General features: G+C 47.4%; 22 protein-coding genes. 13 read left to right on the forward strand and 9 right to left on the reverse strand.

Annotation, left to right across the window (positions count from 1 at the left end; all coding sequences use genetic code 11):
- Positions 1–248: 248 nt before the first annotated feature.
- The 3 genes from KJS65_RS23685 to KJS65_RS23695 all read left to right on the forward strand — a co-directional run bounded on the left by KJS65_RS23685 (position 249) and on the right by KJS65_RS23695 (position 3,097).
- Positions 249–698 carry a helix-turn-helix domain-containing protein gene (locus KJS65_RS23685; RefSeq protein WP_374706215.1) on the forward strand — a complete coding sequence of 150 codons (450 nt, stop codon included), beginning with the start codon at positions 249–251 and terminating at the stop codon, positions 696–698.
- Positions 699–750: 52 nt separating this feature from the next.
- The gene (locus KJS65_RS23690) at positions 751–1,176 is read left to right on the forward strand and encodes an ImmA/IrrE family metallo-endopeptidase (RefSeq protein ID WP_213652290.1); all 426 of its coding nucleotides are present in this window, start codon (positions 751–753) and stop codon (positions 1,174–1,176) included.
- Positions 1,177–1,267: 91 nt separating this feature from the next.
- Positions 1,268–3,097 carry a 5'-nucleotidase C-terminal domain-containing protein gene (locus tag KJS65_RS23695; protein ID WP_213652291.1) on the forward strand — a complete coding sequence of 610 codons (1,830 nt, stop codon included), beginning with the start codon at positions 1,268–1,270 and terminating at the stop codon, positions 3,095–3,097.
- 84 nt (positions 3,098–3,181) lie between these two features.
- Here the strand turns inward: KJS65_RS23695 and KJS65_RS23700 are convergent, their stop codons facing one another.
- Positions 3,182–4,336 (reverse strand): transglutaminase domain-containing protein, encoded by a 1,155-nt coding sequence (locus tag KJS65_RS23700; protein WP_213652292.1) that lies wholly within the window; start codon positions 4,334–4,336, stop codon positions 3,182–3,184.
- Positions 4,337–4,378: 42 nt separating this feature from the next.
- The gene (locus tag KJS65_RS23705) at positions 4,379–4,834 is read right to left on the reverse strand and encodes a hypothetical protein (RefSeq protein WP_213652293.1); all 456 of its coding nucleotides are present in this window, start codon (positions 4,832–4,834) and stop codon (positions 4,379–4,381) included.
- A gap of 224 nt (positions 4,835–5,058) precedes the next feature.
- Here KJS65_RS23705 and KJS65_RS23710 point away from each other — a divergent pair, with 224 nt between their 5' ends.
- Together KJS65_RS23710 and KJS65_RS23715 are read left to right on the forward strand one after the other, a co-directional pair.
- Entirely contained in the window at positions 5,059–6,228 is a 1,170-nt protein-coding gene (locus KJS65_RS23710; protein ID WP_213652294.1) for an MFS transporter, read from the forward strand.
- A gap of 444 nt (positions 6,229–6,672) precedes the next feature.
- Positions 6,673–7,023, forward strand: coding sequence for a toprim domain-containing protein (locus tag KJS65_RS23715; protein ID WP_213652295.1), 351 nt, complete (start codon positions 6,673–6,675; stop codon positions 7,021–7,023).
- An 81-nt stretch (positions 7,024–7,104) separates the two neighbouring features.
- On the opposite strand, the gene KJS65_RS23720 is transcribed toward KJS65_RS23715, so the two are convergent.
- Entirely contained in the window at positions 7,105–7,716 is a 612-nt protein-coding gene (locus KJS65_RS23720; RefSeq protein WP_306432990.1) for an SCO family protein, read from the reverse strand.
- A 152-nt stretch (positions 7,717–7,868) separates the two neighbouring features.
- Positions 7,869–8,804, reverse strand: a complete 936-nt coding sequence (gene cyoE / locus KJS65_RS23725) for a heme o synthase (protein WP_213652296.1) — start codon at positions 8,802–8,804, stop codon at positions 7,869–7,871.
- Between the two features lie 306 nt (positions 8,805–9,110).
- Between cyoE and KJS65_RS23730 the strand changes: the two genes are divergently transcribed.
- Positions 9,111–10,094: a metal-dependent hydrolase gene (locus KJS65_RS23730; RefSeq protein WP_213652297.1), complete on the forward strand. Its 984-nt coding sequence runs from the start codon at positions 9,111–9,113 to the stop codon at positions 10,092–10,094.
- A gap of 171 nt (positions 10,095–10,265) precedes the next feature.
- Here the strand turns inward: KJS65_RS23730 and KJS65_RS23735 are convergent, their stop codons facing one another.
- Positions 10,266–10,478 (reverse strand): alpha/beta-type small acid-soluble spore protein, encoded by a 213-nt coding sequence (locus KJS65_RS23735; protein WP_213652298.1) that lies wholly within the window; start codon positions 10,476–10,478, stop codon positions 10,266–10,268.
- A gap of 118 nt (positions 10,479–10,596) precedes the next feature.
- Between KJS65_RS23735 and KJS65_RS23740 the strand changes: the two genes are divergently transcribed.
- Complete coding sequence (locus KJS65_RS23740) at positions 10,597–10,782, forward strand: hypothetical protein (protein WP_213652299.1); 186 nt, start codon at positions 10,597–10,599, stop codon at positions 10,780–10,782.
- Between the two features lie 2 nt (positions 10,783–10,784).
- On the opposite strand, the gene trpS is transcribed toward KJS65_RS23740, so the two are convergent.
- Positions 10,785–11,774, reverse strand: a complete 990-nt coding sequence (gene trpS / locus KJS65_RS23745; protein ID WP_213652300.1) for a tryptophan--tRNA ligase — start codon at positions 11,772–11,774, stop codon at positions 10,785–10,787.
- A gap of 518 nt (positions 11,775–12,292) precedes the next feature.
- Between trpS and KJS65_RS23750 the strand changes: the two genes are divergently transcribed.
- Positions 12,293–13,270, forward strand: a complete 978-nt coding sequence (locus tag KJS65_RS23750; protein ID WP_213652301.1) for an aldose 1-epimerase — start codon at positions 12,293–12,295, stop codon at positions 13,268–13,270.
- A gap of 159 nt (positions 13,271–13,429) precedes the next feature.
- Positions 13,430–13,666 (forward strand): alpha/beta-type small acid-soluble spore protein, encoded by a 237-nt coding sequence (locus KJS65_RS23755; protein ID WP_136603646.1) that lies wholly within the window; start codon positions 13,430–13,432, stop codon positions 13,664–13,666.
- A 245-nt stretch (positions 13,667–13,911) separates the two neighbouring features.
- Here the strand turns inward: KJS65_RS23755 and KJS65_RS23760 are convergent, their stop codons facing one another.
- Both KJS65_RS23760 and KJS65_RS23765 read right to left on the reverse strand, forming a co-directional pair.
- A complete protein-coding gene (locus KJS65_RS23760; RefSeq protein WP_213652302.1) occupies positions 13,912–14,319 on the reverse strand; it encodes an O-methyltransferase in 408 nt (135 codons plus the stop codon).
- A 298-nt stretch (positions 14,320–14,617) separates the two neighbouring features.
- Positions 14,618–16,417, reverse strand: a complete 1,800-nt coding sequence (locus KJS65_RS23765) for a M3 family oligoendopeptidase (RefSeq protein WP_213652303.1) — start codon at positions 16,415–16,417, stop codon at positions 14,618–14,620.
- Positions 16,418–16,587: 170 nt separating this feature from the next.
- Between KJS65_RS23765 and KJS65_RS23770 the strand changes: the two genes are divergently transcribed.
- Positions 16,588–16,758, forward strand: a complete 171-nt coding sequence (locus KJS65_RS23770) for a YycC family protein (protein ID WP_213652304.1) — start codon at positions 16,588–16,590, stop codon at positions 16,756–16,758.
- Positions 16,755–16,985, forward strand: coding sequence for a hypothetical protein (locus KJS65_RS23775; protein WP_213652305.1), 231 nt, complete (start codon positions 16,755–16,757; stop codon positions 16,983–16,985). Before KJS65_RS23770 ends, KJS65_RS23775 begins: the two co-directional genes overlap by 4 nt.
- A gap of 63 nt (positions 16,986–17,048) precedes the next feature.
- Here the strand turns inward: KJS65_RS23775 and KJS65_RS23780 are convergent, their stop codons facing one another.
- Positions 17,049–17,750, reverse strand: a complete 702-nt coding sequence (locus KJS65_RS23780) for a DUF2225 domain-containing protein (RefSeq protein WP_213652306.1) — start codon at positions 17,748–17,750, stop codon at positions 17,049–17,051.
- Between the two features lie 487 nt (positions 17,751–18,237).
- Here KJS65_RS23780 and ylbJ point away from each other — a divergent pair, with 487 nt between their 5' ends.
- Both ylbJ and KJS65_RS23790 read left to right on the forward strand, forming a co-directional pair.
- Complete coding sequence (gene ylbJ / locus KJS65_RS23785) at positions 18,238–19,506, forward strand: sporulation integral membrane protein YlbJ (RefSeq protein ID WP_213652307.1); 1,269 nt, start codon at positions 18,238–18,240, stop codon at positions 19,504–19,506.
- Between the two features lie 65 nt (positions 19,507–19,571).
- Positions 19,572–20,375, forward strand: coding sequence for an NAD kinase (locus tag KJS65_RS23790; RefSeq protein ID WP_136603639.1), 804 nt, complete (start codon positions 19,572–19,574; stop codon positions 20,373–20,375).
- The last annotated feature ends 35 nt before the right edge of the window (positions 20,376–20,410 follow it).

Genomic DNA, 20,410 nt, shown 5'->3' on the forward strand with positions numbered 1-20,410 from the left:
CACTCCTTCTAATTAAATAATTAAATTTACTCTGGTATGTTCGTATTTTTGTTCGTATAATGATGATAACATACCACTTTTTGGTTAATATCGTAAAACAGCAAATTTGAACCTTTTCAGACGATAAAGACAAGATTATCTCCTCTTTTATGCCTTTTGGTATAAAATACACATCTTTTCTTTACCTTTTGGCAATACAAGGGTATAGTACGAAGAAAGTGCAGGCTTTATATCGAAGGAGTGGGCATATTGTGGAGAACGAATTTGGAATGATGATGAAGCAGCTGCGGGAGCAGCAAGGTTTAACGATCAATCAATTGGCAGAAGCGGCCGGCATCAGCAATTCGCAAATATCCAGAATGGAGAACGGTGTGCGCGGCATTCCCAAAGCCACTACCATCCGCAAACTGGCCGATGCGTTGGATGCTTCTTATGGAGAGCTTATGAGTGCAGCGGGCTATCTGGAAGAGGCAGACGGCATGAGCATGGCTGAACAATCACCTGCATGGGCCACCTACAAGGACAAGCGGGATTTCAAAAAAATGCTGGAAGAAGACGGCGAGCTGATGTTTGACGGGATTCCACTCGATCAGGAGGATAAGCAGCGGATCAAGGATGTACTGACCGGATTGTTTTGGGAGGCCAAGCAGATGAATAAGAGGAAGAAAAACCATAACGGAACTCCGGATGGAAAATAGCTCACCCCAAGCTCCCGACTTTCGACTACAACCGACAAAGCAGGTGAACACTGTGGATGACATCATTCGAAAGTTAACCCGCAAACACAAAACCAGCTGTCCCTTTGAGCTTGCAAGCGCGCTTGGCATACATATCCGCTACACTGATCTTGGCACATCAACCAAGGGGCTGTACTACCGCAAGCTACGAAGACGGTTTATTGTGATACACAACCAGCTTTCTCCCGAATGGCAGCGATTCGTATGTGCGCATGAGCTCGGACACGACAGGCTGCATAAGGGCATCAACCGTTTTTTTCTGGAAGAGCACTCCTATTTTTCACCTGGCAAGCTCGAACGGCAGGCCAACCGTTTCGCCATTCTCCTGTTGACGGCGGGAACAGCTTTTCAACAGGAAGAGACTGTGCAGGATTACTGCAGGCGTAATGGTATCCCGCAGGAAATGCATACTTTTTTTCAACCACAGGATAATAAATGATTCGTTAGTCTTATTACACCTTTCCAATAGTCTATTAAAATATAATAGAAGGAAATATTATCTATTTACTATAGGGAGGTCATGAAGTTACATGGTCAAAAGTAAATGGTTCACTTCTATTCTGCTGAGCACCGGGCTATTGGTCGGTTCGATCGGAACAGCCGCGGCGGCGGAAGGAACCTCAGGTGGAACGGCTCCAGCTGCTCCAAGCGGCAAGCATATTACCATCCTGCACACGAATGACATGCATGCGCGCGCAGTCGCTTCTTCACCAGAAATGGGTTTTGCGAAGGTTACGGGGATATTCAATCAATACCGCAGTCAAAATCCGGATACGCTCACGCTGGATGCGGGTGATGCCCTTCACGGTACGCCATTTGCCACGCTGGTCCGCGGTGAGAGCATCGTTAAGGTCATGAATGAAATGGGCTATGATGCCATGGTTCCTGGCAACCATGAATTCAACTATGGCTGGAACCGCCTGGTCGAGCTGTCCCAGATGCTGAAGTTCCCTATGCTAAGCTCCAATGTAAAAAAATCGGATGGATCTGATCTTTTTAAACCTTATACCATTAAAGAAGTGGACGGCGTGAAAATCGGTATTATTGGCTTCAGCACACCGGAAACCGCTTATAAAACCAGTCCGAAAAACGTGGAAGGCCTCAAGTTCGCCGATCCTGCGGTCGAAGCCAAGAAAATGGTGGATGAGCTGAAAGGGAAAGCGGACGTCATCGTTGCTGTCGGTCATTTGGGCGAGGACAAGTCCAGCATCGATACCAGCCTGAAGCTAGTAAAAGAAGTTCCCGGCATTGATGTTTTCATCGACGGCCACAGCCATACCGTACTCGAACACGGCTTGAATGCCGACAACAACACGCTGATTGCCAGCGCCGGTGAATACACCAAATATGTCGGCGTCGTGGATCTGTGGGTAGACGGCGGCAAAGTCGTGAAGAAGGAAGCGAAGCTGGTCGACGAAAAACAGGCTGCAGACATCAAGCCTGATGAAAAAGTCGCCTCTCTCGTGGCTTCCATCCAAAAGGAACAAGAGCCGATCCTGAAGGAAAAAGTCGGCGAAACACCGGTCAAGCTTGAAGGCTCCCGTGAAAAGGCACGCACCAGCGAAACGAACCTCGGCGATCTCTTAGCCGATGCGATGCGCGATGTGAGCAAATCCGATGTTGCCTTGACCAATGGCGGCGGTATCCGCGCCTCCATTGAAGCCGGTACCATTACCAAAGGGGATATCGTAACCGTCCTGCCTTTCGGCAACCAGATCGTACAGCTTAAAGTAACCGGCGAAGATATCGTGGCCGCTCTGGAAAACGGTGTATCCGACTATCCTGATTCCAAAGGCGGCTTCCCGCAAGTATCCGGGGTCAGCTTCAAAATCGACAAGTCCAAGCCAAAGGGAAGCCGCGTGCATTCCGTCATGGTTGGCGACAAAGCGATTGACCTGAAAGCAACATACACACTGGCTACCAACGACTTCATGTCTATTGGCGGCGACGAATACACCATGTTCAGCAAATATCCGCAAGCCGGTATGTACGGTGCGCTGGATGAAGCGCTGATCTCTTATATTCAAAAGGGCGGCAACGTGCCAGCTGAGCCTCAAGGGCGCATCACCGAAGGTGTAGCGCCTGCAGCTCCAGCTCCACAACCTGAGCCAACCAAGCCGGTAACTCCGGCTCCAGCACCAGAACCGGAAAAGCCAACAGCACCCGTAGTGAAGCCGCAGCCTGAGCCGGCAAAACCGGCACCCGTTCCTGCAGCAAGCATATATGTGGTGAAAAAGGGGGACTCCCTTTACTCCATTTCCCTGAAATACGGAACGACCTGGAGAGTCCTGCAAAACCTGAATCATATTAAAAATGCCAGTCTGATCTATCCAGGGCAAACCATCAAGCTGCCAGCTTAAACAAACGGCTGTGCAATAAATAAAGGAGCTGTACCCATGCCAGCTAAGGCATGCGGTACAGCTCCTTTTTTTCAACACCCAAGTCTATGTGAGGACACCGTCCCGAATATGCGTCGCCGCAAAATTCGGTGGATTGAACCAGTTGCCGCTTTGGGCCCAGGTTGGATCCAGCGGAATCCATTTTTTATTCTCACTTAGGTACACTTCATTCCAGGCATGCGGGCCGTAGCCGCCTTGTCCGTTGTATCCCTGCCCCGTAACCACCCGAACCTGCAGTCCTTGCGAACGGGCCATGACCGCATACAAACGGGCATAGTCAATGCAGACCCCTTTTTTCGTATCAAACGTATTCTGCGGATCCTGCTCATGCCAGATTCCCTTTTGCTCATAGTCATCGACCTTGCCATAATCGTATTGCACTCTTGAGCCTACCCAATCATACAGGAGCCGAGCTTTTTCCTCATCCGTCTTCGCTCCTTTGACGATATCAGCGGCGGCCGCATCAATATCATCCGGAATCGCATGATCGATGACTTCGTATTTGCGCTGCATAATGCCGCTGAGTTCTTTTTCCACGGCCTTCGTGAATACAGGCAGCTTATCCTTCACCAAATGTCCGGATAATGGCTCAATGACCCGCTGCGCCCCCTCCTGATAAATCGGAGATGCTTCGACATAACGGGTAAAAGCAGAACTCGGATACAGCGACACATACACAAACAGCAGCGCCACGACAACAATGCAGCGTCCTGCACCGATCAAGAGGCCGATGAGCGCTCCTGACATGCGGCTGAAAATCGATGAGGACTGCCTTGTACCCGGCGCGAACAGAGCGCCCTTCCCACCAAAAACAAGTACCGTAAGCCAGCGCATAAGCAGGCGGATCATGCTGTAACTCAGTATAAACAGCACGGCAAACCGCAGCAGCGGAAAATCAGCCATGGAAGACATGAACGTATAATAAATCTGTTCCCAGGCTTTCAGGTTACGGTTCGGCATTGAGCTTGTGTACTGCGTCAGCCATTCCTGTACTTTAGGTGATATCCATAGTGTAAAAGGCACGGACAGCACCAGGGCTACCACAATAAAAACTCCCTCCCTAAGCAGGGAGAGAAGTCTTCCGGCCGAACGCGATGCTCCCCGCCGCCAGCCTTGAAACAGCGAAACGAGCATAATCAGCAGCAGAAAAATCGAGATGATATTGAATTCCTGCAGACTCTTCATCCATGATTGCAGCATAAGATGACCTCCCTCCAGGTTGCGGCATGGAAAAAGCCTGCTCTACTTACCCGAGGTAACATTTGAGTTATTCTTGGATTCAGCGATAAACGACTGAACGGTGTCACTGATTTTCCACTGCCCGAGCGATACGCCCCGGAGTGACACATCCACCTTGTCCTTGCCCTTCTGGCCTTTCATCTCCAGATTAGGCGTCGTAATCGTAAAGTTCCCGGCCGCATCCGATGTATATTTCGCTTCTTTGGCTTCCTTCATCATGACATTTGTCGCTTCACTTTTGAGGTTATCCACGGCCTCCGTCTTCACATCGTTCACAACGTCCTTAATTTTCTCCAGCGAAACCCCGCTGTAAACTACCACGGCCACGATGATGATAATGACCAGAGCCCATTTCACCATTGTTTTTACTAGATTCAGGACCACAAACAGCACAATGAGAGCAATAACGATCACCAGCCAGTTTTGCTGCAAAAAATCGGACCAAACCTGCGTATTCATTCACTTACCACTCCCATCAGCCAAAGCTTGTTATCAGACTCTCCATCGAGCATGAGGTCCGCCTTTTAGATTATACATGATTACCTTATAGGCTGTCAGCCTGCACTGGCGGTAGTTGTCACTCTACTGAAGTATAGCGATATTGAAAAATAGGGTCTAATCCCCCAAGTACAAGCGTACATGTAGATCATAACTTGTCTTTTGCACAGAAAGGAGCCGCTCACGTGAAAACCGCAATTTGGCTGTATATGTTTTTGTTTCTGGCTTTCTTTGATCTTCATGCCCAGTATCCCATCTTAACTCCTTTTGCAGTGTCACTTGGGGCTGCGCCTGTCTTTATCGGCTGGATGATGGGCATTTACGCCCTCACGCATCTGCCGGGTAATTTGATCGCCGGAACCGTCATCGACAGGCATGGCAGCCGCCGTTATATTATTTTCAGCCTCGTTTCGGCCGGAATCGTGCTGCTGCTGCAGTCTCAAGTACATTATCCATGGCAGCTGCTCGTCCTGCGCTCTATCAGCGGTTTTGTCCTGGCCTTTCTCTCCCCCGCCTGCCTGACACTGCTGGCTTCGCTGTCCTCCGACAAGGTGACCCAGGGTAAATTCATGTCAGGACATGGCGTTGTACATACGCTTGCCTCCGTCGTATCACCTGCAGCGGGTGCATTTATCGTTGCCAAAGCCGGATATTCAGCCACTTTCCAAAGCCTGGGATGGCTGCTGATCGCCACCGGGCTTATGGCCATATTCAGTGTGCCCGGAGCTGCCCGCAAAGCGGCTCAATCTGCTGCTGAAGCATCTGAAGCGGCGGTTAACGCTACTTCAACAAAAGTCCAAGTTCCTTGGCGCATATATATTCTGCCTTTTGTCATTTCATGTTCGCAGGGAATACTATTCTTTGAGCTGCCATTACGCTCGACCGGCGTGGAGGGAATCAAATCAACCGGCATACTGTTTTCCATTATGAGCATCGGTGCATTACTCACGCTGAGCATGCTTTTTGTTAACCGTTACTCCCCTTACAAAAGAGTGCTCAGTGGAATCCTGCTGCTCGCAGTATGTTTTTATAGTCTCGCCGCACTTCAATCCATCCCTTTGACTGCAGCGCTATTCATTCTCGGGATGGCGAAGGGCGTTATTTTCCCGGCGATGGCCTCATTGTTTATTCAGCTGAGTGGAGGCATTAAACTGGGCAGGGTCTTCTCGCTGCAGTCCATTGCCATGTCCATAGGTTCCTTTATCGGGCCTATCACAGCCGGGCAGCTGCGTGACATTGTCTCTCCCTACTTTATTGCCTTTGTACTGCTGATGACCGGACTTATGCTGCTCCCAATCAGCCGCAAACCGGGCTCCCTGCTGCATCCCAATGTCAATCAAACCCCGGCATCATAGGTTAACACCTAAATCTTCCTCCCTAGGCCTTTGCACAATACTTATGACCTCTACCCACATAAGATACATTGTGTTATGCGACCAGAAAAGAGAGTGGGGTGATAGGTATGGGTCATATAGGTCACTGTGGCTGCGGTCCTGTAGCGCCAGTTGCTCCTGTAGCTCCAGTAGTTTCGCCAGTCATGGGAGGATGTAATAATGTTGGAGTTATCCTGGTGCTCTTTATATTGCTGGTAATTATTCTGCGCGCCTTCTGGTGCTAGTCTAAACGATTCTTCAAAGACGGTCTGCCTCCACCCGGACAGATCGTCTTGTTTTTTGCATGGCTTGCCGGAAAAGAGCTACACTAAGGGAGACCCGGGGACGAAAGTCATTGTCCTTTCAACATTTCCCGGGGAATTTCGATAGGAGCTTGTCGGCTCCTGTACCCGAGGTGAGATCGTCATGTCCATATTTATTATTGTCGAGGGAAAAAATGACCGCAGCAAGCTCCGCCGGCTGCTTCAAGATGAAATCCGGATTTTATGCACCTTTGGCACGCTCAATTCCATCAAGCTGGAGTCACTGCGTAAAGAGATCAAAGATGAAGAAGTTTATTTATTTATGGATAATGACAGCTCCGGTAAAAGAATCCGCGGCTTGCTCCGTGATGCCTTTCCTGATGCGGGTCATATATACACCCGGCGAGGATATCCCGGGGTTGAGGGTACACCCGTCGAATATCTGGTTGCCCAGCTTGAAAAGGCGGGACTGGAAGAATACATCCTCTATCCCGATCCTCCCTTTTATTCCTGATGGAAAAGCAAACGAAAAAGCGCCCTTGATGTAAGCCTTAACGGCAAATCAAGCGGCGCTTCCTATGTTATAGCTTTATAATTACTTTTTGGCCAGGTCTTCGACATCCTTGGCAAGCGATTCTGCGGTGACATTGTCGGTGTCATTTGCGTTATACAGCTTACGGACATTATTGTCACGATCAACCAAAGCAATGACATTCGAATGAGCAAAATTATCTTTGTTGTCGCCCATAATTCCAATTTTAAATGATTTTTCGGCAATATCCCTGATTTTCTTGTCATCGCCTCTCAGGAAATACCAACCGTTATAATCCACGTAAAATTTATCGGCGAACTCTTTAATCTTCTCCCGTGTATCCACCTTCGGATCGAAGGAGATGGAGACAAATTCCGCATCCTTGGCAAAAGTGCCGTCTTTAATGAGCTGCTTTTGCGTCTGGGAGAGCAGGAATGTCGTTACCGGGCATACATCCGGACAGCTGGTATAAAAGAAGTAAAAGAGCCTAACTTTCCCCTTCGTATCATCACGCGTTACGGTCTTGCCATCTACATTCTCCAAGGAAAAGTCCTCAACTTGCCCTATTACTGGCAGCTTGGATTTGCCGATCCCTGAACTGGTATAGATTAGGTAACCTGCCATAATGATAATGACAGCGAGCAAAACCCATGTCCATTTATAACGTTTCAACATTTGGATAACTCTTCCTCTCCCACATTTTACGAGCATCATTACAGTATTAGAATAACCCTAATTGTAAGATCAGGTAGAAGCTATTTGGCGAACTTCTACCTGATCTCTAGAAAAAATCCCATGCATCCATGGGATTTATCCGTTATTTATTTTTAATGCACGGTGTTAAGGATCATTACGATAAGGCTTAGGGTCAAGTAGTTAATCGAGAAGATAAACAGCTTCTTTGCCCATGCATCATCATCTTTTGCGGTGAAGCCTTTAATACCAAGGAAAAGCCAGAAGAGCGACAGCAGCGTTCCGATGATCATAAAGTAAATACCCGTATAACCGAACACATACATCAAAATCGGAATAGGGATCAGCAGCACCAGATACGGAATAATCTGAATTTTAGTGCGCTTAATTCCTTTCACAACAGGCAGAAGCGGGTAACCGGCTGCTCTGTACTCTTCCACGCGGCGAATGCCCAGCGCCCAGAAATGCGGCGGCTGCCACAGAAACAACCACGCAAATAAAAGAATGGCTCCCATATCGACGTTATGGGTCACAGCCACATAACCGATCAATGGTGGCATAGCTCCGGAGATCGCGCCAACCGAGGTACTCCATGTCGAAGAGCGTTTGAGCCACATGGTGTACACAATCGCATAAACGAACATCCCGACCATACCGAAGATACCGGCAAGAACACCTGAGAAAATAAACAGGTCAGCCAGTCCAAGTGCACCGAGTATAAAGGCATACCAAAGTACAATGGAAGGCTTCAAGCGTCCGGATGGAAGTGTACGGTTGCGTGTGCGCTCCATCTTCGTATCGAGTTCACGATCAAAATAATTGTTATATACACAGGCAGAAGCCATGACAAGCACGGTTCCCAGCAGCGTCAAGATCATTTTGCCAAACTGAATGTCCCATTGAGACGCGACCCAATAGCCTGCAAAAACAGCAATTAAATTAGAACGGATAATCCCGGGTTTCGTAAGTGTTATGAAATCTTTCCATGTTGCCGACGAATCCGGGGGCGTTTGTTTGATGGAAAGCGTTGCGGAATCCGAAGGAGCCTGGTAACTTAAATGATTGTCCACGCCTTAAGAATCCTCCTTATTCTGTCATTATGGAGGAAAGATGCCTCCGCTATAAAGTTTATCATATCAAAAGTTAAAAGTGTTTGACAATCCTCTCCAAAATCATTCACTATTTTGACAATTCGGTGACACATTTTAGTATGGTCAATCCCTTATATATTCATCCAAAAGTGGGTAGTAACTATAATAAGGAAAACATGCACTGCAAAATTTGCAAAATTCTCACATGAATTGCCCGCAGGAGCAGGAATTGCATTTCCGGATTTGTTACAATAATAACAAGAACAACATGAAGGAGACATGGTAATGGATACAGCCACACATTTTGTGATGGGACTTAGTCTGGCCGGTCTCGCCTACGTTGATCCAGCGGTAGCTGCAAGCCCAACGCTTGCCACTGCTGTACTTCTGGGTACGGTCATCGGTTCTCAGGCCCCTGATTTCGACGGGCTATTGCGCTTCAAGAGCAATGCCCTGTATGTAAAGAATCACCGGGGTATCACGCATTCGCTCCCGTTTCTCGTCATCTGGACCGCGCTTATCGGCAGTATTCTAGCGTTGTTGTTCAGTACAGTGCCAGCAGGACACATAATTCTCTGGACAGGAGTCGCCGTATGCGTCCATGTATTCAGCGATTTGTTCAATACGTATGGAACCCAGGCTGTACGGCCATTTTCTGAGCGATGGATATCCTGGAACATCATTCACATTTTTGATCCGTTTATCTTTACGACCCATGCTGCTGCCGTTCTCTTATGGAGCACCGGAGCAGCCAAACCGGCCCCGTTATTTTTGGGTCTGTATATCCTGACCGCGATCTACTATGTCTGGCGCACCGTCGTCCATTCATTCAAGACAGCAGAGGTCAAGCGACTCGATCCTACCCGCCAAGGGGGAGAACGTTACTATGTCATACCCACCGTATCCTTTCATAAATGGCATGTCGTCAAAGCTCTGACCGATGGCAGCTATGAGATTGGTGTTATGAACGGTAATGACCTGGAATGGCGTAAGCATGCATGCAGCGAGCAGCACCCCGCTGTTGAGCATTCCAAGCAGCATCCGGATGTGCAGGCATTTCTCTATTTTACATCATTCGCCGTTGCGGAGGTTGAGAATCTGCCCTGGGGCTATGTCGTTCGCTGGGCGGATGTACGCTACCGCCACCGGAAACAATATCCGTTTGTAGCCGTGCTGGTGATGGATAAACAATTTCAACCCATTAATACGTATGTCGGATGGCTCAGCGCCAAGAAAATGGACAAAAGGCTGTCCATTAATTCAGGCTAAAACTTCATATTAAATAAGAAGGCTGTTTCCATTTCGGAACAGCCTTTTCTATGTTTTCCTCCAATTCAAACTTGACGAAAATTGCCTGGTAGGAGAGAATCACCCTAGAGACTCATTTTTACGCAAGAAAGCCCGAAGCGCTTTGCGCTCCGGGCTGGCGAATGTATTAGATTATTGACGACCGGACATGGATTGTTCAGCCAATTGAACGAGACGCTTGGTAATATATCCTCCAAGAGAACCAGTTTCACGGGAAGTCATATTGCCGTAATATCCGTCTTCAGGAATTTGAACACCCAGTTCTTGAGCAGCTTCCATTTTCATTTGTTGCAAAGCTGTTCTTGCTTGCGGTACTACCAGATTGTTAGAACGAGATTGAGCCATATTAAGATCTCCCTTCAATTCTGCGTGTGTGTTAGTAACAAGCTTGCAAGCTTAGTATGGCTCGGTCGCTGAGAGTTATACAGAAAAGAATTCATATCTTGTCTGGAGGTTTTTTACAATGAGTAAAGGATTGTCCCTATGGTTCGCATGCTCGTCCATCCTTCTTCTGGCAGCAGCGGCCATCGCCATGAGCTATAACGGTTGGATTGCAGTTCTTCTTGGCGTGATCGCCATCGGTAATATTGGCTGGGGCTTCGTAATCAAGGCCAAGAAAAATCGTATAAATGGGCCGGAACCCGAATAATCTTACTTTTTGGGGAGCAGGAAGCCCATCCGTTCCTTGACATCCGTTACGGTGCGTGATGCGGTTTCCATCGCTTTATCGGCGCCTTTTGCAAGAATATCGTACAGCTGACCGGACTCCCGGATTTCAAAGTATCTCTTCTGCAAAGGTTCCAGTACGCTGACAACCACTTCAGCCAAGTTCTTCTTAAAGCCGCCGTACATTTGTCCTTCATATTGATTCTGGATCTCTGTCATAGACATGCCTGAACACTCGGAGTAAATACTCATCAGATTGCTGATCTCTGGCTTTTCAGCAGGATCGTAGCGTACCTCTTTTCCAGAATCCGTCGTGGCACGGCTGATTTTTTTGCGAATCTCATCCGGTGTATCAAGCAGAGTGATATGACTGCCCGGATTCGGGTTGCTCTTGCTCATTTTTTTGGATGCATCATCAAGTGACATAATCCGCGCACCCACTTTAGGGATATACGGTTCGGGAATCGTAAAATAATCACCGAAACGGTGGTTAAAACGTCCTGCTAGATCGCGGGCAAGCTCAAGATGCTGCTTTTGATCCTCACCGACAGGTACGAGATCCGCATTGTATACCAGGATGTCTGCTGCCATCAGTGATGGATATACAAACAAGCCTGCACCGACGGAATCCTTTCCTGCGGTTTTATCTTTAAACTGGGTCATGCGTTCAAGTTCACCCATGGAGGTCAGGGTCGTCAAGATCCAGCCGAGCTCCGCATGTGGCGGTACATGGGACTGCATGTATACATTTGCCTTATCAGGGTCGATTCCGGCTGCGATGAACAACGCTGCTACAGCCTCAGACTGCTCTCTCAGAGCCTTTGGCTCCTGCGCTACCGTAATGGCATGCAAATCCACGACCATAAAATTGCAGGCATAATCATTTTGCAGCTTCACAAAATTTTTCATGGCTCCAATATAGTTTCCCAGCGTCAGTTTACCGCTCGGCTGGATTCCGGAAAGTACAGTTTTCATGAAAATCCCTCCATTAATTCATTTAAATATACAAAAAGGCCCCACGCCCTGAAGGGACGTGAGACCGTGGTGCCACCCTTATTTGCTGACCGTCATTAGAATGATTGCTCAACTTGAACAAATGCAAACTAAAGGTCCGAAACAGCCTTGAATTCCTTAACGTGGAATGATCCGGCCGGCCTACGCGGGAAGAAGCTTCTTCCGTTCAACTCGGCACTCATGGGTCCATTCGGCAAAATCGGCTCCACCGGTTCACATCAACCACCGGCTTTCTGAAGGTTATGCCGTCTTTGCTTACTTGTCCCTGTCATCGTGTTACCATAATCATTAAAAGCCTTTATGCAATGCCTATGATATAGCTGAACTTGCCAAATTGTCAAATCCCTTTTTTATGAAAATATGATTTCTGTGAACTGCAACGAAGGCGTTTTTTTACGTATCACCGCAAAATCTGTTATGATAACTCTATAAGTATCAAACGTAACGATCTGAATTATAGTGGGAAAAGGAGCATCGATATGAAACAAGTGACCAAAGGGCAATGGAATGGTTACGACACGTACATCCTTCATAGTCGTGAGCTTGAAGTCACGCTGCTGCCGTGGCTGGGGAACAATGTGATTTCCATTTGGGACAACATCCAGAGCAGACAAGTCATCCGAAGACCCGATGAAAATGATTTGGCATTTTATATGCAAAAACCCTATCATTTCGGTATGCCGATGCTCATTCCGCCAGGCAGAATTCGCGGAGGCCATTTTGAATATGAAGGCCGCGAGTACCAATTCGACCGCAATACCGCTGGTGACAATCATATTCACGGGCTGCACCGTACACAGCCTTGGAGAGTCAGCGATATTGAGGAAGATGAGGACGGCTGCGCGGTTACCACCGAATTCCTGACCGCGGACGATCCTCACTGGATGGAACAGTTTCCGGCTCCTCTAAAGCTTGAGATGACCATGCGCCTGCAGGGCGATCATTTGACCCAGCGTTTAAGGGTTACACATTTGGGTGAGCAGCCTGTACCTTTCGGCATTGGTTTTCATACCTGGTTTCTCCTTGACGAAAAACCCGGTGACTGGACCCTCCAGCTGCCAGTGGATGCGATTTATGGTCTGGATCAGGACTTACTCACAACGGGTGAAGTTCTGCCTTTAGGACCGCTGGAGCAGCTTAATAAAGGACTAAATATGCAAGGAACCAATTTTGACACACTGCTTCGAATCGGAAAAGGCCAGCCTGTAGAGGCGACCCTGATGCGCAGCGATGGCTATGGATTCAAATATTCAGCAGATTCCGCATATTATAAGCACTGGGTGCTGTATACCAAGGGTGAGGCCAATGAGTTCCTCTGCATCGAACCTTATACTTGGCTGCCGAATGCCCCTAACCTCCCGGTTGGCCCGGATGTTACAGGACTGATTCGCTTGGAGCCCAAGCAGTCCATAGAAATGGATTTGCATTTGAATATGGTTTACCCTGTTCAATCATAAAATAACAATGAAACCAGGCGGTTTTCCGATGCATATCGGGAGGCCGCCTTTTCGATTTTCCATCTAATAATTTCCAGTTATTTTTGTTCTCTTTTGCTGTATGTTTTCAAATCTTTATATCCATAATAACTTCAACAAGTTCAAAGGAGGTGACAACACATGGGTCAAGCAGGACAAAACCAAGGACGCAGCAACCGTTCCAACAACCTGGTAGTACCTCAAGCAAACTCCGCACTTCAACAAATGAAGTATGAAGCTGCTCAGGAGCTGGGCGTTCAAATCCCTCAAGACGGATACTACGGTAATATGACTTCCCGTGAGACTGGTTCTTTGGGAGGTTATATCACAAAACGTCTGGTGCAAATGGCAGAACAGCAGCTTTCTGGTCGTCAATAATCTGCTTTCGGCATTTGTAAATGTGATATCATGTCGATCAGCGGCAAGGCGTGAGCCGCACCTGCTGATCAAACGGTCTAATCCGTAAGAAAAAGGCAGCCTTTGTAAAAAGGTTGCCTTTTTTTGCGCTTTATAACTTGCAAAAACCCTTATTATGTCGTCTAACTAATCAAGCTTTTCGCCACTCGGAAAGCATTATCGTTTGTGATGCTAATATAAAAAAGTCATATATGAGTGCTGTTTGATTAAAAAATTTCAGTAAGTGGATCCGGATATGTATGTCTTGGGTAGCGAATCATCAAATTAGCCATGTTATAATTGGATTCCAGCGTAGCATCGACCACAATCATGCCCTGCCGTACAGCAAATTCGTAGCTAATCTCGCCATGGGTCCAGTGTCGTTTGTATTTCAAACTTTCAAGCGCCATGATTCGGAATGAAGAATATTGCACCGGAGAGAGCCCTGAATCTGCAGAGCGGAGCTCTCCATTTCGACCCTCCAGCGGATTATGACGGATCCCGAATTTGCCAATAGCATTATTGCGTATTTGCACAAATACAGTTCCCGAGGATAGCCCTGAAAGTTCTTCTTCAAGCTCTTTAAATACCATATCAAGCTGTCTTGCTAGGGATAATTGCTCGGTTTTTATCATTTTCTTCCTCCTCTCTTCAACTTTCGTCAAAACTCTTTAGGGCTTATGACTCATTATAAGACAGGGTGCTGAATCACACAACAATTTCAAACAAAATTGGGTATTTATTACTATTATTTTCATTTTTTTGATTTATTTCTCGCCAAAAATCCGCTATTTTTCTGGTTTATCTGACAAAATAAATGATTTTCCCTAGGGTTTCATGCCGAAACAAAAAAAACAGGAAGATAGCGCGATTAAGCGGATCTTCCTGTTTTTGTTTACAGATATAATGAGCTTTTTTGCAAACCTGCAGAATTTACGCCAATTCTTCCGTCATGCCCAAAAATTCCTCAATATCTTGCTGTAGCAGATCAGAAGCACTCTGCCAGAAATCATGTCCTGTTAAATCAGCGTTCAGATGCTTCTTCGCAAGCTCCTCAACCGTCATAGCACCGGTATCCTGAAGCAAAGCATCATATTTATCCGCAAAGCTTGCGCCCTGCTGTAGAGCCTGTGCATAAATGCCTGTGCTAAACATATAACCGAAGGTGTACGGGAAGTTATAGAACGGCACGCCAGTGATATAGAAATGAAGCTTAGAACACCAGAACGTTGGTTCATAAGCAGACAGCGCATCGCAATAAGCTTCCTTCTGTGCTTCCTCCATCAGATCGTTCAACTCTTGAACGCTTAAAAGTCCATTTTTACGTTTTTCGTAGAAGCGGGTCTCAAACAGGAAGCGGGCATGAATATTCATGTAGAAGGCTACGCTGCGTTGGATCTTGTCTTCCAGCAAAGCCAGCTTCTCCTGCTCGTCGCCTGCTTTCTTCACCATTGCGTCAGCAACGATCATTTCGGCAAGGGTTGATGCCGTTTCAGCGACATTCATAGCATAATTTTGGTTGAACACAGGCAAATCATCCATCACATGCTGATGGTAGCCGTGACCCAATTCATGTGCTAGCGTGGAAACATTGGAAGCCGTTCCACTGTACGTCATGAAAATACGGGTTGCTTTGCTGACCGGAAGTGAAGTACAAAAGCCACCAGGACGTTTGCCAGGGCGATCTTCCGCTTCAATCCATGATTTATCGAATGCCATTTCGGCAAAGTCGGCCATTTTCGGACTGAATTTACGGAACTGTTCTACGATGGTCTCCGCTGCTTCCTGGTAAGACACCTTGGTAGAAACCTTTCCAATTGGAGCATCAACATCCACCCAGCTCAGCTTCTCAACCCCGAGGAGTTTGGCTTTGCGTTCCATGTATTTCAAAAGCATCGATTTGTTGTCTTGAATAACGCTCCACATCGCATCCAGCGTTGCATTGGACATGCGGTTAATAGCCAAAGGCTCCTTCAGAACTTCATCCCAGCCGCGGCGCTCATACAGCTTCAATCTGAAGCCGCCGAGATGGTTCAGCGTGTCTCCGCAGTAATCGGCTTTATCAGCCCAAGCTTCCTTCCATTTCACGAACATGGCATCACGGACTTCTTTATCGGCATCATAAAGCTTGTTATGAGCTTGCCCGGCGGAAAGCTGCACCGTTTCGCCATTGACTTCAAATGGAATTTTCACATGGCTCACAACCGTGTCATAATGGTCGCTCCAACCATGGTATCCGTCCACGGCCAGATCCAGCGCCAGACTTTCAAGCTCCGGACTCAGCTTTTCACGGGCTTGATCCCGGCTCTCATTCAATACAAAAGCAATTGGATGAATCTCAGCGCGGCCCATCCAGGCTTTCCATGTCTCATCATTCGTGCGGCCAAGGATATCATCGAATTGTGTCATGATGGTGTTCAAAAGCGCATGCAAGTTTGTGATTCGTCCGGCGAGCTGAACCGCTTTGGTATCCCCTTGATTCTGTGCCTGAAGACAGCTGACAAAAGCACTGCCCTCCGAGAGGCGGGAAATACAGCTTCCCAGAGAAGAAATGACGGCATCAAAAGGCTTGGTTTCTTCAAGACTCGTTGGCGCACCAGCGGCGTTAACATCCTTTTTCAGCTTCAGAAGATCCTGTTCCAGAGTGTCCAGGTACGCTAAATATTCGGAAGATGCGGATCCTCCCGGAAAAATGGACTCCAGATCCCATGTCAATTTTAAATTGTTATTCATTACAGATCACCATTCCTTTGTTTAGGATTTCATTTGATTGGTTTTCATGATAAGGTGTATAACTATAAGAAAACGTCTATCGACGTAATTCCACAGTAGCCAGACCGCATTTGTTGTTGTTTTCTTAAGAAAGTCTAGGCATTAATAGATCCATTGGAGGGATACTCGTCATGAGACCATTGCAAATATCACCGGAAACGGCTGTAAAGCTGTCGGAAAAATTGGGAGTTCCGCTTGAAAATCTCATGCACATGCCGCAGCATATTTTGCTGCAAAAAATCGCTGAGCTTGGCAAAGAACAACCGGATGAGGATCAAGCTGACAAGAAGGACGGACAATGATTCCTTTTGCCAATACATGGCCTTACGATAAGCAAATGGGCGGCATTTATGTGCATGAATGCCCTTTTTGCGGAGCCGGGAATGTGATGTTGAACATCAAGCCCAGTGAACTGAAAGCCGTCAATGAAGGCAGAAAAAAGCTGGTCGTCTTCCCCTGCTGCAGCAGCCGGTTAAATGTGATCGAGACGGATAACGACTATCTTCGGTTCGATCATCCCGTGCGCTAGGAAAACGATAACCCCTTAAACAAAACACGCATGATCTATGCGTGTTTTTGCTTCATGTTCATTTTAGGCCTGCTTCATTTCGTCTGGAAGCTCCAATTTCCTCGCCACCATTTGCTCGCGCAGAACCCCCCATTGCTCACGGGAAGCACGGATCATCGCTGCATCAATAATATTCTTGTCGTTTATGACTCTTGAGAACCATTTGACCGCTTGGCTGAATTCACCGATTCGACGGTTCATTTCCCCGATCAAATAGAGCAGACGGGCATTATTAGCCCCTACGCCTTCAAGTTCATAAACCTTTATGTACGAATCCAAAGAATATTTCAAGAAACGCTGCTCCTGCTCTTCATCCCCTCTATAACGATACAGCCAGGCAATGTGATGAAGGAGACTTGCAACGATCCGCTCCTTTTCTCCAATCGTTTGAGCAACCAGCAGAGCAAGCTTGTACGTCTCAAGGGCAGCTTCCCATTCCCTGTGCCCGTTGAAATCACGCTCTATCCAGCGGCTGCTGATTTTGTCGGCAAAGCGTTTTTTCTGGGAGTCATTCAGCCGCTCCGTCGAATTTTCCGTGGAAGCGAATCCGCATTTCGGACAAACTCTGACAACATAATAATCTGGATTTTCATCCTTGTAATAGGAACAAAAATCAGAATCCGTCCGGATGGCTTTTTTGAAGCTTGGACGCACGCGAGAGGAATTAAATTCATGTTCGCAGTAATAACAGGCTATTTTGATGGAGTATAGAGGTTCTAAAGTCACATCCCCACGTTCCTTTCATGTCTTTCGTCTAGATCTCCCACGATCCAAGGTGTATGATGCAAAAATGACAAGCAGGACCCGAAAGCCGAATGAGGCGTCATGGCTCCATTTTTTAGCAAGTGAAAATTATTTCCATTATATCAAAAAACAAAAAAAGGCGCTAAACGTTTGTTTAGCACCTTGGCGTATTCAGTAGCTGCTCCAATCCTCTTCGCCGGAATGGACCAGTGAGGCGCGAATGACATACACGAAAGCGCAGACAAGAACACCGGCGACAAAACTCATGATCTCATCACTCCATCCATATATTGAAATTTGAATATTGAATAGTAGTTGGTTTGTATATTTTAACATACATTCGTCAAAAAAACATTATTTTTTGTAAACGCTTTCTAACATATTTTGTACTGTTTGTCCGATGCAAAACATAAAATTAGGAAAACAGGATTGATTCGAATGACCCATTCATGAACAGGAAGGTGTGACTATGTCCGTAAAAAAGCTGGGTCTTCCGCTTATGATGGCTTCGCTCGTCAGTTTGCTCCTTCTCATGCTCTTTTTTCCCGGGGCTTACCTCGAATCCGCCCTGCGTGGACTGGCCATCTGGTGGGATGTTCTCTTCCCTTCCCTGTTCCCGTTCTTTATCATTTCGGAGATGATGCTGGGCTTTGGAATCGTGCATTTATTTGGTACGCTCATGGATCCGTTGATGAAGCCGCTCTTCCGCATTCCGGGCAGCGGAGGCTTTGTCGCAGCTATGGGTTATGTTTCCGGCTATCCAATCGGAGCCAAGCTGACGGCCAAGCTGTGGGAGCAAAATATGGTTACGCGGGACGAGGGAGAACGGCTGGTGGCCTTTACAACATCGTCGGACCCTATCTTTCTGATCGGTGCGGTATCCGTAGGATTTTTTCATGACCCTAAAATTGCTGTCATTCTGGCGGCTGCCCATTACGGCGGTGGATTCCTGATCGGGCTCCTCATGCGCTTTCACGGTAAACAGAGTGCCACACCGGACGGTTCAAACGCTTCACGCATGGCTCCAAAGGCTACTGCTGAAGCCGCTGTAAAAGACAGACGCGTTCAGAGAGCGTTTGCCGCTATGCATCAGGCGAGAATGCAGGACGGCCGAGGCATGGGTGAAATGCTGCGGCAAGCGGTTGAATCCTCTTTAAAGCTTATTATTGTCGTAGGAGGGTTAGTTGTATTCTTTTCGGTGTTCCTGGAGCTGTTAACACAGGCCGGTGTAATGAGAATCCTTTATTTTATTCTCGATCAAATGCTCACGGCTGTTGGCTTTCCCCCTTCATTGTCTGAAGCGCTGGTGGGAGGGCTATTTGAAGTAACCTTAGGAGCACGTTCTGCGGGAGAAGCGGCTTCTTCTGTACCTTTGCCATATAAAGCGGCTGCAGCGGCATTTATTCTATCCTGGGGAGGACTTTCGGTTCACGCCCAGATTGCGAGCATTTTACATGCAACCAATTTGCGCTACCTGCCCTTTATGATTGCACGTCTGATTCATGCCATTCTGGCATCGGTTCTTGTCATGCTGCTATGGAATCCGCTCATGGGCAGCTTCATGCCTTCTCCCGTATTTAGCCCTCTACCGGAAATGGGCATCGCTTCGGCTGCAGGCGGCATTACGGATCGAATTGCATTCTTCTGCATCCTGATTGTCTTCATGATCGTGGCCTCTTCAGTATGGTCCTTGATCCGCACCTTATGGCGTGCTGGAAAGCGCAATCCAGCCAAATGAACATTGTGTTATGCTCCGATATTGTTTATGATCGTTATATACCCAAATAAAGGAGCTTAACTCTCTTGAGATATTATGTCCTGGATCGCGGTGATCAGTTGTCCGTTGATTTGAGCGAGCAGTTCCATAAGCTAGCCGCACAACGCGGGTTTCGATTGGATGCCGAATCTCCCGAGATTGTCATTTCGATTGGCGGAGACGGTACCATGCTTCATGCCTTTCATACGTTTATTGACCACATTCCCGATATTGCTTTTGTTGGCGTTCATACCGGCCATCTCGGATTCTATGCTGACTGGCAGGCAGACGAGCTGCCCCAGCTGATCGACCTGATGAGCTCTGCCAGCAAGTCCGGCTCCATCCGTCCGCGGATCGTCAGATACCCGCTGCTTGAGCTGGAAATTCACAGAAAATCGGGCAATGCTTCTTATATTGCACTCAATGAATTCACGCTAAAAGGCGTGGATGGAACGGTCGTTGCCCAAGTAGATATTAACGACCAGACCTTTGAAATGTTCCGTGGTGACGGGATCTGTATCTCGACTCCATCCGGCAGCACGGCTTACAACAAAAGTCTTGGCGGGGCCATGGTGCATCCGACGATTGAGGCGCTGCAAATAGCGGAAATTGCCTCCATCAACAACCGTGTGTTCCGTACGATGGGTTCCCCTTTGCTGCTGCCAAAGCATCATCACACGGATATTTTCTCGCGGAAGGAACAGCGTCTTTTGCTCACCATTGATCATGTCAACATTCAGGTAGATGATTTGATCTCGGTGCGCTGCCAGGTTGCAAAAGAAAAGGTAAGCTTTGCCCGTTATCGCCCGTTTCCGTTCTGGAACCGCGTTCGCGAAGCCTTTCTTGGATAAACGATGACTTATGATATTTAAGTATATAAAAAAAG

It is taken from the genome of Paenibacillus sp. J23TS9 (genome assembly GCF_018403225.1).
GTDB lineage: Bacteria > Bacillota > Bacilli > Paenibacillales > Paenibacillaceae > Paenibacillus_AQ.